Source organism: Sporichthya brevicatena (assembly GCF_039525035.1).
GTDB classification, from domain to species: domain Bacteria; phylum Actinomycetota; class Actinomycetes; order Sporichthyales; family Sporichthyaceae; genus Sporichthya; species Sporichthya brevicatena.
On record NZ_BAAAHE010000016.1, the window covers coordinates 1 to 13,727 of the forward strand.

The window sequence follows — 13,727 nt, forward strand, 5'->3', positions numbered from 1 at the left end:
GGTGCTGCCACGACTCTCATCCTTCCTGGAATGAGAGCCTCCACCAGACCCGGGGCGATTCACACGAGTGGTTCGTGCTGGAGTGGAACGACCAGCGCTTGGCCGTCCATGACCGCGACGTCGCGGCGATCATCGCCACCCACGCCCGCGACCGCCGGGTCGCCGCCTGGCTGCATGACACTGCGAAGGCCCTCGCCGAGGCCGGTTATCCAGACCTGGCCATCGACTGGGCGCGTGAGGCGACGGAGTTCGACGGTGGCCACCAGTCGCGCTTTGCCGGGGACTACTGGTGCGAACTCCTCGCCATCCACCGGCCCGCCGACGTGCTCGCCGCGCGCCGGTCGATGTTCGAGCGCTGGCCCTCCTCGGGTACCGCCGCGAGATTGCATGCCGCTGCTGGACGCGATTGGCCGAATGTGCAGCCCGAGGTGATGGAGCGACTGAGCAGCTCGCACTTCGACGCGGTCCTGTTCGCGCTGCTGACTCTGCACGACGTCGAACAGGCGTGGACGCTCGCGCACGATCTCGGCCTGTCGGACCGCGACACCTGGACCCGCCTGGTGGAGGAGTACCAGAAGCTCGACCCGCTGGCTGTCCTCCCCGTCCTCGCCACGCTCGTGGACGGCGACCTCGTGAAGGCCGATGCGGGCAACTATCGCATCGCCGCCCGGCGGCTCAGGACCATGCGGAAGCTCGCCGCGGGCACCGAGAAGGCCCGGGAGGTCGACGAGCTCGTCCGTGCCCTCCGGGAGGAACACCGGCGCCGACCTCGCCTGCAACACGAGTTCGACCGCGCCGGTCTGCCTTGAGCCGATGGCGCGTCACGTGTCCGGATCAGGAACCGCGACCAGCAGCGCCGGCAGGTCCTCGTGGATCGTCTGCCAGAGGACGTCGAGATCGATGTCGAAGTAGTGGTGGACCAGACGGTCCCGCATCCGCCCTGCGGCCGACCACGCCACTCCCGGATGCTCCTGCCGGAACTGTTCGCTGACGCCCTTCGCCGCCTCCCCGACAATCTCCACCAGCTTGACCAAGGCCAACCGCAAAAGCTCGTCGTCGTCGAGGTCCTTGCGGGTCCGGCCGACGCTGTAATTCACGGCCTTCCGCGCGGCCTCCCGTAGGTGCAGCACCCGGGTCCGGTCGTCAAGCGGCATACAGCAGCCGAGCCTCGCCGACGACCCGATCGCGGATGTGTCGGCTGAGATCGTTGCGTGTGCGCAGCTCGACTGTTCGTCCAACCAAGCTCTCCAACTCCAACTCCATAGCGGCCAGACCGAGCAGCCCTGGGATGCGATCGGGCAGGAACTCGACCAACACGTCTACGTCGCTGTCGGACCGGAAGTCGGCGCGGAGAACGGAACCGAACAAGAGCAGCCGAGCTACGCCATGCTTGGTCGCGAAGGCCGACAGCGCGGCATCATCGACGGTAAGACCGGGGCGTAACTCCATAGCCACCATGATGCCCGTCCGACGGCCCGCCCGGTTCGTGTCGCGGCGCGCTTAGGTCACGTAGAGGTCACGCCGGCCGGATTTTGAGGACCTTTACCCCGCTGACCTGCAGGTTCGTTCCGCTTCAGTCCAGCCTTCCAAGCTGGTCATGCGGGTTCGATTCCCGTCACCCGCTCCAGCGTTTTCGCAGCTCAGAAGCGGTTATCGTCCGGCCCGGCGCGGCGAAACTCCCCCGGGCGGCAGATGCACGACGCCGTGGCGGTGCCGCGGCTGTCCGCGCCAAGCTCGACGAGATCGCCGCGCCCGGTCGTGTTGGAGTGGAATGCCCGTCGGCTGGCGGTAATCGACCGACGGCAAGCCGCCCAGTAACTCTTCGTCCGTCCGTCGCCGCACAGACGATATAGACGATCCGTGATAGCCTGCCTGCGTGACCAGCTCGGCCGAGCTAGTGCGACGCGCGCGTACTGCCGCACGCCTTTCGCAGACGGAGCTGGCCGCCCGTGCAGGTGTCGCCCAGCCCGTCATCAGCGCCTACGAGGCGGGCCGGCGAGAACCGAGCCTTCCGATGCTCACCAAGCTGGTCGAAGCGACGGGCCATCGGATGCGGATCCAGCTCCTCCCCGTCCCGGCTGACCAGCTCGGCCTCCCGAACACCCGGCTCGGACGACTGCTCCGTCGTCATCGACGCGCCATTTTCGAGATCGCAACTCGACGGAAGGCGCACAACCTCCGGGTTTTCGGCAGTGTCGCCCGTGGCGATGAGCACGCCGAGAGTGACGTCGACCTCCTGGTCGATCTCGAACGCGGAGTCGGACTGGTCGGGTTGGCCGGCCTCACCCGAGAGCTCACCGAACTCCTGGGTGTCCCCGTCGACGTCATCCCAGCCGACACCCTCAAGGCGCGAATTCGCGAAGAGGTGTTTCGCGAGGCGATCCCGCTGTGAGCCGACGGCACACCGAACGCCTCCAAGACGTCATCGCCGCGGCGACGCCATCTCCTCGCACCTGGAGCGGGGAGACATCACCGACGGCTTGATCTTCGATGCGGTCCGCGTGCGACTCATCGAGATCGGCGAAGCCGTCGGCGCGCTGGAGCCGGCCCTGCTCGCGCAGGAACCCGAGATCCCCTGGGCGGACATCAAGGCGATGCGCAACCACCTCGCCCACCGCTACTTCGACACCGCGCACGCCATCGTCGCGGACACCGTCACCCGCGAGCTGCCCCCGCTGATCGAGGCGGTCCTGCGACTACTCGACGCGCACGACGCCGGCCCCGACTCTGACTCCGAATAGGGCGACACGCCCGCCACAGCTCAGGGCATGACCTCGATGTCCACGTCGCCGCAGGTGACGCGCTGGCCGGCGCGGATCTTCTTCCCGCGGCGGGTCTCGACCTCCCCGTCCACGGTGACCTGGCCGTCGAGGATGAGGAGCTTCGCCTCGCCGCCGGTGTCGCACAGCCCGGCGATCTGGAGCAACGACTGCAGCAGCACGTGCTCCTGGCCGTCGAGGTGGAACTCCCCCGTGCTCGTCATCGCTCCCCCTCGGCCGGCGCCCGTCGCCGCAGGCATTGTGGCCCGTGCCGACGGCCCGCTGAATAGATCTAACATGTATCGAATTCGCCACCCCGGGCAGAGGAGCCGCATGACGGTCGATGCAGTCACCCACGGAACCGTCCCGATCCCGGACCAGGGCGAGTGGCTGGCGGACTACGTCGCGATCCGCGAACTGTCGGCGCGCTACAACCGGGCGGTCGACGACTGCCGGTTCGCGGACTTCGCCCAGTGCTTCACCGAGGACGGGGTCTTCGAGGTCGTCGGCCTCGCGACCTTCCGCGGGCGGGCCGAGATCGAGAAGAACGTGTCGAAGTTCGGCTTCGGGACGATGCACCTGACCACCGACCCGACCGTCGAGATCTCGGGCGACTCGGCTGTCCAGATCTGCTCCGTGCTGGTCGGCAACCGCCAGCAGAACCGCTCTCGCTTTCGGTTCCTCACCACCGGCCGCTACCACGACGACCTCGTGCGGACGCCCGACGGCTGGCGGTTCACCCACCGCCGCGTCGACACCGACCTCGACATCACGATCATGGCCGCCACCATCGCCGGCAAGAACGTCGTTACCCGGCACGCTCTCGCTCATGGCGCGCGGGCGTTTCTCACCGCCAAGCGGCTGGTCGGCCGGGGCTGGGCACCGCGCCACACGCCCTGAGGGTCCGTCAGCGAACCGGGCTGGCGTACCAGATCGTGCGGTGGGTCCACTTCCCCGGGCCGAGGCGCTTGCCGGAGCAGACGACGATCGCGATCTGGTGGGGACCGCCGCGGGCGAAGTAACGTTCGGCGGCCTCGCGGGAGTTCGCGCGGACCTCGACGCGCTGACTGACCTCGTAGCAGAACCGGCCCTCGTCGGAACTGACGACGATCGACTCGCCCTCGTGGAGCTCGCGCAGCAGGGCGTTGCCGAGGGCGCTGCCGTCCGGCCAGGTGTGGGCGTTGAACAACGCGTTGCCGGTGCGGGCGCCGGGGCGGATGCCGCTGTCGAGGTCGAAGGCCATCACCCAGCGGCCCGCCTTGGTGGTCGGCGGGGTGCCGGGGACGTCGCTGCGCTTGCGCCTCAGCGCGACGACCGGGATCTCGTCCGACAGGTCCTCCACCTCGACGCTGGTGGGGACGATCGGCTCATTCGCCGTGCTGCAGTCCTGCTGCAGGATCGGCGGCAGCGGGATCGGGGGGATCGGCAGCGGGAACGGGTCGGCCTTCGCCGAGCCGAGCGGCAGCAGGGCACCGAGGACCGCGACGACGGCGAGCGCCGGCACGGCCGGAGACATTCGACGGCGCCTCCGCGCACCCGTGCGATGCCGTGCCACCTTCAGACCCCCCTGGTCGTCCGCGAGCTTCGACCCTAGGCGAGCGTCCGTCCGCCGCACCGCAGCCCTGAGCGGGGTTTGGTCCGGGGCTGAACGATTCTGTGCCCACGGCGGAGGATTCGTGGACGTTCGGGCGGAAATGTCCGGCGCCGGTGCCGCCGGCTCAGACCAGCTGTTCCACCACGTGCCCGGCGTCGACGGCGATCCGGCGGTTGACGCGGACCGTCTCGAGCAGCCGGCGGTCGTGGGAGACCAGCAGCAGGGTTCCGGGGAAGGACTCCAGCGCCTGTTCGAGCTGCTCGATCGCCGGGAGGTCGAGGTGGTTGGTCGGCTCGTCGAGGACGAGCAGGTTGACGCCCCGGGCCTGGAGCAGCGCGAGCCCGGCGCGGGTGCGTTCCCCCGGCGACAGGCTCTCGACCGGACGCAGGACGTGCTGGGACTTGAGACCGTACTTGGCGAGCAGGGTCCGGACGTCGGCCTCGGTCTCGTCGGGCACCTGCTCACCGAAGGCGCGCAGCAGCGTCGCGGAGCCGGTGAAGGCCGAGCGGGCCTGGTCGATCTCGCCGACAATCACGCCTGGACCCAGGGAAGCTGACCCCTCGTCAGCTTGCAGGCGACCCAGGAGCAGCGCGAGCAGCGTCGACTTGCCGGCACCGTTCGGTCCGGTGATCGCGACCCGGTCGGCCCAGTCGACCTGCAGATGCACCGGGCCGAGGGTGAAGCCCCCGCGGCGGACGACGGCGCCGTTCGCGGTCGCGACGACCGCGCCGGCCCGTGGCGCGACCGCGATCTCCATCTGGAGCTTCCACTCCTTGCGCGGCTCCTCGACGACCTCGAGCCGCTCGAGCAGGCGCTCGGTCTGACGCGCCTTGGCGGCCTGCTTCTCCGTCGCCTCGGTGCGGAACTTGCGGCCGATCTTGTCGTTGTCCGTCGCCTTGCGCCGGGCGTTCTTGACGCCCTTCTCCATCCAGGCGCGCTGGGCGCGGGCCCGCTCGGTGAGGTCACCGACGCGCTCGGCGTACTCGTCGTACTCCTCGCGGGCCCGGCGCGCGGCGACCTCGCGCTCGTGGAGGTAGGCGGTGTACCCACCGCCGTAGACCGAGACCTTCTGCTGGGCGAGGTCGAGTTCCACCACGCGCGTCACCGTGCGCGCGAGGAACTCGCGGTCGTGGCTGACCACCGCGACGCCGGTCCGCAGCCCGGAGAGGAACTTCTCCAGGCGGTCGAGGCCGTCGAGGTCGAGGTCGTTGGTGGGCTCGTCGAGCAGGAAGACGTCGTAGCGGGCCAGCAGCAGTGCGGCGAGGCTGACCCGGTTCGCCTGCCCACGCGACAGCGAGGTCATGGGCACCGCCAGGTCGACCGCCAGGCCGAGGTCGGCGAGCGTCGCCTCGGCTCGCTCCTCCAGGTCCGCGCCGCCGAGGGTCATCCAGCGGTCGAGAGCGAGGGCGTACGCGTCCTCCGCGGGGACACCGTCGACCGGACGGCCCTCCGCGAGAGCAGCGGTGGCAGCGTCGAACGCCGCCGAGGCGGCGGCGTTGCCGGTCCGCCGGGCGATCAGATCCCCGACGCTCTCCCCCGGCACGGCCGCCAGCTCCTGCGGCAGGTAGCCGACGTTCGCCGTCGCCGGGGAGAGCGTGACCTGCCCCGCGCCGGGCGGGATCAGCCCGGCGAGCATGCGGAACAGCGTGGACTTGCCCGCCCCGTTCGCCCCGACGACGCCGACGACGTCGCCGGGGGCGATGGTGAGGTCCAGACCCGAGAAGAGGGTCCGGTCCCCGTGGGCGGCCGCGAGACCGCGGGCGACCAGGGTGGCGCTCAGGCTGCGGGCACCTCTCCGCAGTCGACGATCTCGACGGGAGCCTTGGTCGCGCCGCTCTGCGAGCCCTGCGCCTCCATGGCATCGAGCGTCTCCTCGCCCGAGACCAGCTTGCCGAACACGACGTGCTTGCCGTCGAGCCACGGGGTCTGCTCGGTGCAGATGAAGAACTGCGAGCCATTGGTGTTCGGGCCGGCGTTGGCCATGCTCAGGATGCCGCGGCCGGTGTGCTTGAGCGTGAAGTTCTCGTCCGCGAACTTCTCGCCGTAGATGCTCTTGCCGCCCCGGCCGTCGCCGCGGGTGAAGTCACCGCCCTGGCACATGAAGCCCGGGATGATCCGGTGGAACTTCGAGCCCTTGAACCCGAAGCCGTGCTCACCGGTGCACAGCGCGCGGAAGTTCTCCGCGGTCTTGGGCACCACGTCGGAGTGGAGTTCGAAGACCAGGCGGCCGGCGGACTGGCCGCCGATCGCGATGTCGAGGAAGACGTTGTTGGAAGCCATGGGCGAAGGCTAGGGCACCCGCGTCAGCGCGAGCGCGTCCGCCCGGGCACCGCGCCGAAGCGCGCCACCAGGACGACCGCCCCCGCCAGCAGCAGCGGGGCGTAGAGCCACTCACCCCGCGCCCCGGTCGGACTCCCCGTCAGCGCGACACCGAGAACCTTCGGCAACGCCTGCCCGGCCACGACCTCCCCGACCGGGACCAGCGCGCCGTCCGCATCCACCTGGAGCACCGCCGACGGGACCGCCGCCGCGTCCGCGGCGAGGCCCGCGGGCAGTGCGGCGGGCAGTGCGGCGGGCAGGGAGTCGCCCAGCGACGGAACGAACGCGGTGTCGGCGGCGTCGGCGCTGTCGGCGGCGGTGTCTGCGGCGGTGTCTGCGGCGGTGTCGGCGGTGCCCGCCGCCGTGCCGAACCCGATCCGGGCGACTCCCGCGCCGACCGAGGCTCGACCGAGCACGTAGGTGACGGTGAAGGTGCCGGCGCCGCTCGGACTGTCCTGGGTGGTCGTGACCATCAGACCGCCGATGGAGTAGGTCGTCCGGCCGGTCTCGTCCTTGTCGGTCACCACGGGCGCGAGCTCGAGCGCGATGCCGGCTGCGTTCAGGGCGCTGTTCGCCCCGGCGATCGCGTCCTCGCTCGACATGCCCTGGCCGAGGTAACGGAACCCGTTCTGGTCGAACCCGAACTCCTGGCCGTTCACGGCGAACCGGCCGAACGTCTTGCTCTCGACCTGCGCGGCCCGCCCGACGCTCTGGGTGATCGAGGCGACCGCGGTCGAGTGCGCCACCTCGAGCGGTCCGCTGACGAAGCCGGACGAGCTCCCCGACGCGACGGCGGACACCGCGTTGCCGGTGCTCTCGGTCGTGGCGTTCGCCGTCTGCTGCTGGTTCGGCGCCGGGATGCTCCCCGGTGCGCCGTAGGAGGCCGACGAGGACGCCCCGTTCTGGGCGCTGCGGGACTCGATGCGGCCGAAACCGAAGTCCTCGGACGCCTCCGGAGTGCCCGCCGACGAGGTCGAGACGTAGCCGGGCAGGACGGCGAACGGGATCTGCAGGTCGGGGGCCCCGAACTGGTTCGGGATGCCGTTGAGCGTCCCCGGCAGGTACTGCACCGTGTTGCCCCAGTACGGCATGCCGGCGTACCCCGAGCTCCCGCCGGAACTCTTCGTCTCCGCCGCCGCGGTCAGGGAACCGGCGTCGTTCTTCGGCGACACCGGGATCTCGTCGCCGTTGAGCTCGAAGTAGAAGGCGTCACCGCGAGCCGAGAGGTTGTAGCGCGTGTCGTCGGCCGCGGCCGGGCTGGACGCTCCGAGCACCAGGGCCGACGTCCCGACCACGCCGAGCGCTCCCAGGCCGGCCACCCATCGCGACGCCCTCATGACGACAACGACCCGAGATAGCTGTTCATGATGGTCTCCTCACTGATCTCCCCGGGCTCGCCGGCGAAGCTGATCCGGCCGCGGTCGAGGATGTAGACGAAATCGGCCATGCGGAGCGCCTGACCCACGTACTGCTCGACGAGCAGCTGGGCGACGCCGCGGCGTCCGAGGTCGGTCAGGTACTCGAAGATCTCCTCGACGATCTTGGGCGCCAGGCCCATCGACACCTCGTCGAGCAGGACCACGTGCGGGTTGCCCACGTAGGCGTGGGAGAGCGCGAGCATCTGCTGCTCCCCGCCGCTCATCGTCCCGGCGATCTGACGGGCCCTCTCCCCCAGTCGCGGGAAGGTGGACGTGGCGATCGCGAGCCCCTGCCGGTACCGGCCCGGCGGGGACTGCAGCAGGACGTTGTCCGCGACGGTCAGGGAGGGGAAGATCCCGCGCCCCTCCGGCACGTGGATGACGCCCTTGCGCGCGAGCTGGTGCGGCGCGGCTCCCGTGACGTCGACGCCGTCGACGAGAATCTGCCCCGAGTACGGCTTCAGCAGCCCCGAGGCGACCCGCAGCAGCGTCGTCTTGCCGGCGCCGTTCGGTCCGAGCAGGGCGACGGTGGCGTTGTCGGGCACGGTCAGCGAGACGTCCCGCAGGACGGTCCCGGTGTCGTAGCCGGCCGTGATGTTGCGCAGCTCAAACAACGGAGGCCTCCCCGAGGTACGCTGCCTTGACCAGGTCGCTGGACAGGGCCTCGCGGGTCGTGCCGGTGTAGATGACCTTGCCGAAGTCGAGCACGTAGATCTGTTGGCAGATCTCCGACACCAGCGCCATGTCGTGCTCGACGAGCAGGATGCCGTGACCGGTCTCGGCCGCCCAGTCGGTGAGCACCGCGCCGAACGCCTGGGTCTCGGAGACGTCCAACCCCGACGACGGCTCGTCGAGCAGGAGGAACCGGAACGGGGTGGCGATGGCCCGGGCCAGCTCGACCAGACGACGTTGCCCGGTGGACAGGTCGCCGACGACGCGGTTCGCCAGGTCGGCGATCCCGCACCGCTCGAGGGCCTGCTCGGCCCAGGCGTTGATCTGCCGGGTCTCCCGACGGGTCGAGTGGATGAGCCCGAGCGGCCGGGAGCCGGACAGATGAGCGGCCGGCCCGCAGCGGACGTTCTCACGCACCGTCAGACTTTCGAACAACTCCATGCGCTGGAACGTCCGGCCCAGCCCGTGGTGCGCCCGCCGTGAGGTCCGCAGCCCGTGCAGGTCGTGCCCGCCGAGCCGGACCGTGCCGGACTGGGGCCGGTTGCGCCCGGTGCAGGCGTTGAAGAACGTCGTCTTCCCGGCCCCGTTCGGCCCGATCAGCCCGGTGATCTGCCCCGCCCGCGCGGACAGGGAGACGTCGTCGACGGCGAGGATCCCACCGAACCGCACGGTGACGTTCGCGACCTCGAGGTCAGTGCTCACGATCGGGCCCTCCCACGCTGACCAGCACCGGTGCCGAGGCGTCCGCCGGTCGCACCGGGAGCGGGGCAGCCGGCGGTTCCTCCGGCCGCCGCGGCAGTCCGAGCCCGTAGGGCTCCGCCTCGCGCTCCCGACCACGCGGGCCACGCAGCACGTTCCAGTTCAGCGCCGGCCAGATCGCGACCAGGATCGCGAGCGCGCCGAACATGACGCCGCGGTACTCGATCATGGTCGGGTGGTCGAACGGCGGGTAGATCTTGATGACCTGGTAGACGAACGCCGCGACCAGCGGGGACAGGATCGGCCGCCGTCCGCAGAACCCGAGCACCGCCACGATGATCAGCGAGGTGGTGTAGTCGAAGACGCCACCGGGTGAACCGCTCGCCGACTGGGTCACGCCCGCCAGGACGCCGCCACCCACACCGGCCATGAACGCCGACAGGCAGAACACCAGCACGCGCATCACGTTGATGTTCGCCCCGTGCGCGGCCAGCGCCGTCGGCGAGTCCGCGAGCGCCCGCAACAACGTGCCCAGCCGGCTGCGCCGGACCAGCAGGACGATCGCGGCCATCAGGAAGAACACCGCGAGCGCCAGGTAGTAGTAGTTCCGCTCGTTCTCGAAGTCGACGCCGAGCAGCGACGCCGCCCGGCCCTCGACCGGTTCGGCGGTGGCCGTGCCCGGGACGTAGAACTCCGTCCCCGGGCGAGGGTGCTGCACCAGCGCGGCGACGTCGAACATGACCGGCGCGAGGTAGAACGCCTGCTGCAGCAGGATGCCGAAGCCGAACGTCGCGATCGCGACGTAGATCCCGGCCAGTCGGATCGCGGGAATCGCCACGACGGCCCCGAACGGCACCGCCACCAGCCCGCCGAGCAGGATCGCGACCGGCCAGGAGACCGTCCGCCCACCGACCACGGGGAGCCAGTCGAAGAACCCGAGCGTCATGAGCTTGCCGGAGACCGTGGCGCCGATCGCCGCAAAACCCATGTGGGCCAGGGAGATCATCCCCGACATGTAGAGCAGCATCCCCAGCGACAGGAAGATGATCGCGTAGGCCAGGAAGGCGCTGTAGGTGGTGATGTCGGTCTCGCCCACCACGTGCGGCACCAGGAGCAGCACCGCAGCGAGACCGGCCATACCCGTGCCGGTGATGCGGGGCGAAAAGCTGCGTGGGGCCTCGAACCGGCGCACGTTGCGGATGCCCCGTTCGGTGAGCAACCGCGCCGGCACGAACAGGAAGACCAGCAGGAGCACGAGGAACGGGATGTTCCGCGGGAGGCTCTGCAGGAACAGCGAGTCGGTCTTCTGCGCCTGCGCCGGGAAGTAGTTCACCATCACGCCGATGGCGAAGGCGCCGGCCACCGTCAGCGGCAGGTTCTGGAACAACCCCACGGCGGCCGCTCCGTAGGCAGCGATGACGATCAGCACCAGGACGTTGACCGACACCCCGAGCTTCGGGGCCAGCAGCATGCCGGAGATCGAGGCGAAGCAGGACCCGAGGATCCAGGACAGCCGGCGCACCACGGCGGGGTTGGACTTCTGCAGCGCCAGCAGGTCGGGGTCGTCCACGACCGCGGTCATGGCCTTGCCGATCCGGGTCCGCCCGAAGAACAGGAACAGACCGCCCGCCGCCGCGAGGCAGAACACCGTGACGAGCATGTCGCCGTAGGAGATGGTGACGTCCCCGACCCGTGGCCCGTTGGTGGGGAGGAAGTCTCCGCTCTTCTTGTCCGCGGCCCCGTAGATCGCCGTCATCAGCGACTGCAGCAGGACCATCAGGCCGACGGTGGCGACGACCGTGGTGACGGTCGGCGCCGAGGCCAGGAGCGACCCCAGACGCTCGAGGACGAGCCCGCCGAGGACACCGACGACGAGCAGGCTGACCGCGAACGCCAGCGGCCACGGCCAGCTCTGCTCGACGTACCCCTCGTAGAACACGTACGCCGCGGTCGCCGCCAGGGCGCCGTGCGCGAAGTTGAACACACCGGACGTCTTGTAGGTCAGCACGAGGCCGAGCGCGGCCAGCGCGTAGACGGAGCCGTCGGCGATGCCCGGCACGAGGTAGTTCAGGAACGAGTTCACGGGCGGCACACCCCACAGGGACGGCGACCCGCCCGCTCGTGGCCGGCGCGGTCCGTCACGGGCCAGCGCCGGCCCTCCGCCATCGAGCAGTCCCGCCGGTGGAAGTGCACGAGACCCTCACCGGCCACGAACCCGGCCGGGTCAGCCGATCGGGTCCGGGCCGGTCGGGTCCGGGACGTCGCCCCCGTCACGCCGGGCGCGGCCGGTATCGGGCTCAGCGACTGGTCACGCCGGACCGCGACCCGGCGCCGGCCGTGGACCAGCAGGAGCAGACCCGCGGCCCCGCCGAGCACCACGCCGACAGTCGCCACGGCCAGACCCGGTTCCTGGTCCGCGTACACCTTCTCGTTCGCCACGACCGCGGTCCCGGCGAGGAACAGGACCGCCCCCAGTGCGGTGAGCACCCCGTGGACGAGGTGCGCACGCACCGACCACAGGGGCGCGGCGACGGGAGCGCTAAGCGAGTTCACGGAACGCCACCGGCGTGCGGTCGCGGACCTCGGGGATCTCGGAGACCTCGGAGATCTCGGTGATCTCGGAGACCTCCGGGACGTCGGGGACCTCAGGTTCGGTCTCGGCGGCCGCCGAGGGTTCTGCCCAGCGCAGGACCCCGCCGGCCAGCATCCGCTCGATCCGGTCGAGCTTGCGCCACTCGTCCCGGAGATCGGCGGACACCCACAGCGTCACCCCGAGCGCGAGCAGGAACAGGCCACCGAGACCGCCGGAGGTGATGTACCGCGTCTGCTCGGCGAGCAGTTTCGAGTCCGCCACGCCGGCGTACCCGGCGAGCAGGCACACGGCACCGGCCACCGTCAGACCGATCGCGAGGACCCGGTCCCACTGACTTCTGAGCCAGGACACATCCACGCCGCTACCCCCGAGCCTTGGCTTGCGGGTCGCTGGGGGCGAGGACGTCGGTGCACACCGGCTTCGACACCGCCTTGACCCAACCCGTGTTGTCCGCGTTCGAGATCGCGGCGTACAGGCAGTACGGGACCCGCGGGTTCTGGTCCTTGCCGAACGTCAGCGGCGGCGTCAGCCCACCGAGGGTCGTCCACTGCTGACCTTTGAAGGTCCAGAGGCCTTCGAGGAGTTGCTGCGTCGTCGGGTTCTCGGCCGACAGACCGGCCGAGGCGGCCACCAGCATCGCCCCGCTCGCCCAACCCATGGCGGCGGTGCCACCCGAGGTGAAGCCGGGGTTGAACTTCTTGATCGAGGCCTGCCAGTACTTCTCCGCCGGCGTCGAGTTCGCGAACCACGGGAAGTGGTTCATCGGCACGTAGGCGTTGCCCAGCCACTTGTTGCCCTGCAGGAACTGCTTCTCGTTGCCGACACCGAGCGGGTACGGCAACACCTTCGGGTGGTAGCCCACCTGGGTGCAGGACCGGGCGAACCGGTGCTGCGAGGCCGCGTCGAAGGACAGTCCCAGTGCTTCGACGCCGGCGTTCTTGAGGTCGAGGCACTGCTGCACGTACGACGGGGCGGTGATGGAGACCTGGATCGTCTTCTTGACCTTCGCGCCCATCATCGGTGCGAGTTCCTGGAACGCGCGTTCCATCTGCTCGCACGCCCGGGGCACCTCGATGCACCAGACCTGTCCGATGTTCGGGGTCTTGAAGTGGTTCAGCGCCGCGTCGATGTAGCCGTACGCCATCGACTGCACGCTCGAGCCCTGCGGGAACATCAGCGGGTTCGTGAACCACGTGTTGTTCGTCAGGTCCGACCCGAGGATCGGCACGCCGTACTTGCGGATGACCGGCGCGACCGCGTCGACGGTGAGCAGCTGGATGTTGCCGACGAACGCCAGCACCTTCTTGTTCTGGATCATCTGCTGGACCTTGGTCGACGCCGTCGCCGGGTCGCCCTGGTCGTCGTCGACGATCAGGTTGATGCGGTGACCGTTCAGGCCGCCGCAGGCGTTCTGCGAGGTCGCGAAGGTCTCCAGCGCCGAACGCACCGGCGAGAACAACTCACCGAGCACACCGGACAGCGTGCTGACGTTGCCGATGTTGACCGGCGAGAGGTGGGCCGGCTTGCAGGCGGCCTTGCCGCCGAAGATCGGCGCCGTCTCGACCGTCCGCTGCACGGCCGAGGCGAGGCTCGATCCGGCCGCACCGGCGGCCGCACCGGCGCCCTTGCCCTTGGATCCGCTCGTGGCGGCCGCGCCGGTCCCGGTCGCGGCC

The 13,727-nt window shown here is 70.2% G+C and carries 16 protein-coding genes and 1 pseudogene; 4 read left to right on the top strand and 13 right to left on the bottom strand.

Going from position 1 to position 13,727, the window contains the following annotated elements; all coding sequences use genetic code 11:
- Positions 1 to 809: pseudogene (locus ABD401_RS10740) on the top strand (hypothetical protein); the annotation flags it as partial.
- 12 nt (positions 810 to 821) lie between these two features.
- Here ABD401_RS10740 and ABD401_RS10745 read toward each other — a convergent pair.
- On the bottom strand, positions 822 to 1,154 hold the full coding sequence (locus tag ABD401_RS10745) for a HepT-like ribonuclease domain-containing protein (protein ID WP_344604487.1): 333 nt from the start codon (positions 1,152 to 1,154) through the stop codon (positions 822 to 824).
- The gene (locus tag ABD401_RS10750) at positions 1,144 to 1,458 is read right to left on the bottom strand and encodes a nucleotidyltransferase family protein (RefSeq protein WP_344604489.1); all 315 of its coding nucleotides are present in this window, start codon (positions 1,456 to 1,458) and stop codon (positions 1,144 to 1,146) included. Before ABD401_RS10750 ends, ABD401_RS10745 begins: the two co-directional genes overlap by 11 nt.
- Positions 1,459 to 1,876: 418 nt before the next feature.
- Between ABD401_RS10750 and ABD401_RS10755 the strand changes: the two genes are divergently transcribed.
- Positions 1,877 to 2,392, top strand: a complete 516-nt coding sequence (locus ABD401_RS10755; RefSeq protein ID WP_344604491.1) for a helix-turn-helix domain-containing protein — start codon at positions 1,877 to 1,879, stop codon at positions 2,390 to 2,392.
- Between the two features lie 109 nt (positions 2,393 to 2,501).
- Entirely contained in the window at positions 2,502 to 2,741 is a 240-nt protein-coding gene (locus ABD401_RS10760; RefSeq protein ID WP_344604493.1) for a HepT-like ribonuclease domain-containing protein, read from the top strand.
- Positions 2,742 to 2,761: 20 nt separating this feature from the next.
- On the opposite strand, the gene ABD401_RS10765 is transcribed toward ABD401_RS10760, so the two are convergent.
- Positions 2,762 to 2,983 carry an RNA-binding S4 domain-containing protein gene (locus ABD401_RS10765; protein WP_344604495.1) on the bottom strand — a complete coding sequence of 74 codons (222 nt, stop codon included), beginning with the start codon at positions 2,981 to 2,983 and terminating at the stop codon, positions 2,762 to 2,764.
- A 109-nt stretch (positions 2,984 to 3,092) separates the two neighbouring features.
- Between ABD401_RS10765 and ABD401_RS10770 the strand changes: the two genes are divergently transcribed.
- Complete coding sequence (locus ABD401_RS10770; protein ID WP_344604497.1) at positions 3,093 to 3,659, top strand: nuclear transport factor 2 family protein; 567 nt, start codon at positions 3,093 to 3,095, stop codon at positions 3,657 to 3,659.
- Positions 3,660 to 3,666: 7 nt separating this feature from the next.
- Here ABD401_RS10770 and ABD401_RS10775 read toward each other — a convergent pair whose 3' ends face one another.
- From ABD401_RS10775 to ABD401_RS10820, 10 genes are all read right to left on the bottom strand, one after another.
- Positions 3,667 to 4,275, bottom strand: a complete 609-nt coding sequence (locus tag ABD401_RS10775; protein ID WP_344604499.1) for a class F sortase — start codon at positions 4,273 to 4,275, stop codon at positions 3,667 to 3,669.
- Between the two features lie 202 nt (positions 4,276 to 4,477).
- On the bottom strand, positions 4,478 to 6,133 hold the full coding sequence (locus ABD401_RS10780) for an ABC-F family ATP-binding cassette domain-containing protein (RefSeq protein WP_344604757.1): 1,656 nt from the start codon (positions 6,131 to 6,133) through the stop codon (positions 4,478 to 4,480).
- On the bottom strand, positions 6,130 to 6,633 hold the full coding sequence (locus tag ABD401_RS10785) for a peptidylprolyl isomerase (protein WP_344604501.1): 504 nt from the start codon (positions 6,631 to 6,633) through the stop codon (positions 6,130 to 6,132). The genes ABD401_RS10780 and ABD401_RS10785 overlap by 4 nt, the downstream gene beginning before the upstream one ends.
- A 23-nt stretch (positions 6,634 to 6,656) precedes the next feature.
- On the bottom strand, positions 6,657 to 8,009 hold the full coding sequence (locus ABD401_RS10790) for a hypothetical protein (RefSeq protein ID WP_344604503.1): 1,353 nt from the start codon (positions 8,007 to 8,009) through the stop codon (positions 6,657 to 6,659).
- A complete protein-coding gene (locus ABD401_RS10795) occupies positions 8,006 to 8,704 on the bottom strand; it encodes an ABC transporter ATP-binding protein (protein ID WP_344604505.1) in 699 nt (232 codons plus the stop codon). Before ABD401_RS10795 ends, ABD401_RS10790 begins: the two co-directional genes overlap by 4 nt.
- The gene (locus ABD401_RS10800) at positions 8,697 to 9,464 is read right to left on the bottom strand and encodes an ABC transporter ATP-binding protein (RefSeq protein WP_344604507.1); all 768 of its coding nucleotides are present in this window, start codon (positions 9,462 to 9,464) and stop codon (positions 8,697 to 8,699) included. The genes ABD401_RS10795 and ABD401_RS10800 overlap by 8 nt, the downstream gene beginning before the upstream one ends.
- Positions 9,454 to 11,544, bottom strand: a complete 2,091-nt coding sequence (locus ABD401_RS10805; protein ID WP_344604509.1) for a branched-chain amino acid ABC transporter permease — start codon at positions 11,542 to 11,544, stop codon at positions 9,454 to 9,456. Before ABD401_RS10805 ends, ABD401_RS10800 begins: the two co-directional genes overlap by 11 nt.
- Positions 11,541 to 12,014, bottom strand: a complete 474-nt coding sequence (locus ABD401_RS10810) for a hypothetical protein (RefSeq protein ID WP_344604511.1) — start codon at positions 12,012 to 12,014, stop codon at positions 11,541 to 11,543. The genes ABD401_RS10805 and ABD401_RS10810 overlap by 4 nt, the downstream gene beginning before the upstream one ends.
- The gene (locus ABD401_RS10815; RefSeq protein ID WP_344604513.1) at positions 12,001 to 12,411 is read right to left on the bottom strand and encodes a hypothetical protein; all 411 of its coding nucleotides are present in this window, start codon (positions 12,409 to 12,411) and stop codon (positions 12,001 to 12,003) included. The genes ABD401_RS10810 and ABD401_RS10815 overlap by 14 nt, the downstream gene beginning before the upstream one ends.
- Positions 12,412 to 12,415: 4 nt before the next feature.
- Positions 12,416 to 13,727 (bottom strand): ABC transporter substrate-binding protein (locus ABD401_RS10820; protein ID WP_344604515.1); only part of this gene is annotated, 1,312 nt, incomplete at its 5' end.

Bases quoted from the DNA above. Each gene is read 5' to 3' on its own strand.
- ABD401_RS10785 (WP_344604501.1), bottom strand. From the start codon at position 6,633: ATGGCTTCCAACAACGTCTTCCTCGACATCGCGATCGGCGGCCAGTCC.
- ABD401_RS10745 (WP_344604487.1), bottom strand. From the start codon at position 1,154: ATGCCGCTTGACGACCGGACCCGGGTGCTGCACCTACGGGAGGCCGCG.
- ABD401_RS10775 (WP_344604499.1), bottom strand. From the start codon at position 4,275: ATGTCTCCGGCCGTGCCGGCGCTCGCCGTCGTCGCGGTCCTCGGTGCC.
- ABD401_RS10790 (WP_344604503.1), bottom strand. From the start codon at position 8,009: ATGAGGGCGTCGCGATGGGTGGCCGGCCTGGGAGCGCTCGGCGTGGTC.
- ABD401_RS10765 (WP_344604495.1), bottom strand. From the start codon at position 2,983: ATGACGAGCACGGGGGAGTTCCACCTCGACGGCCAGGAGCACGTGCTG.
- ABD401_RS10770 (WP_344604497.1), top strand. From the start codon at position 3,093: ATGACGGTCGATGCAGTCACCCACGGAACCGTCCCGATCCCGGACCAG.
- ABD401_RS10750 (WP_344604489.1), bottom strand. From the start codon at position 1,458: ATGGTGGCTATGGAGTTACGCCCCGGTCTTACCGTCGATGATGCCGCG.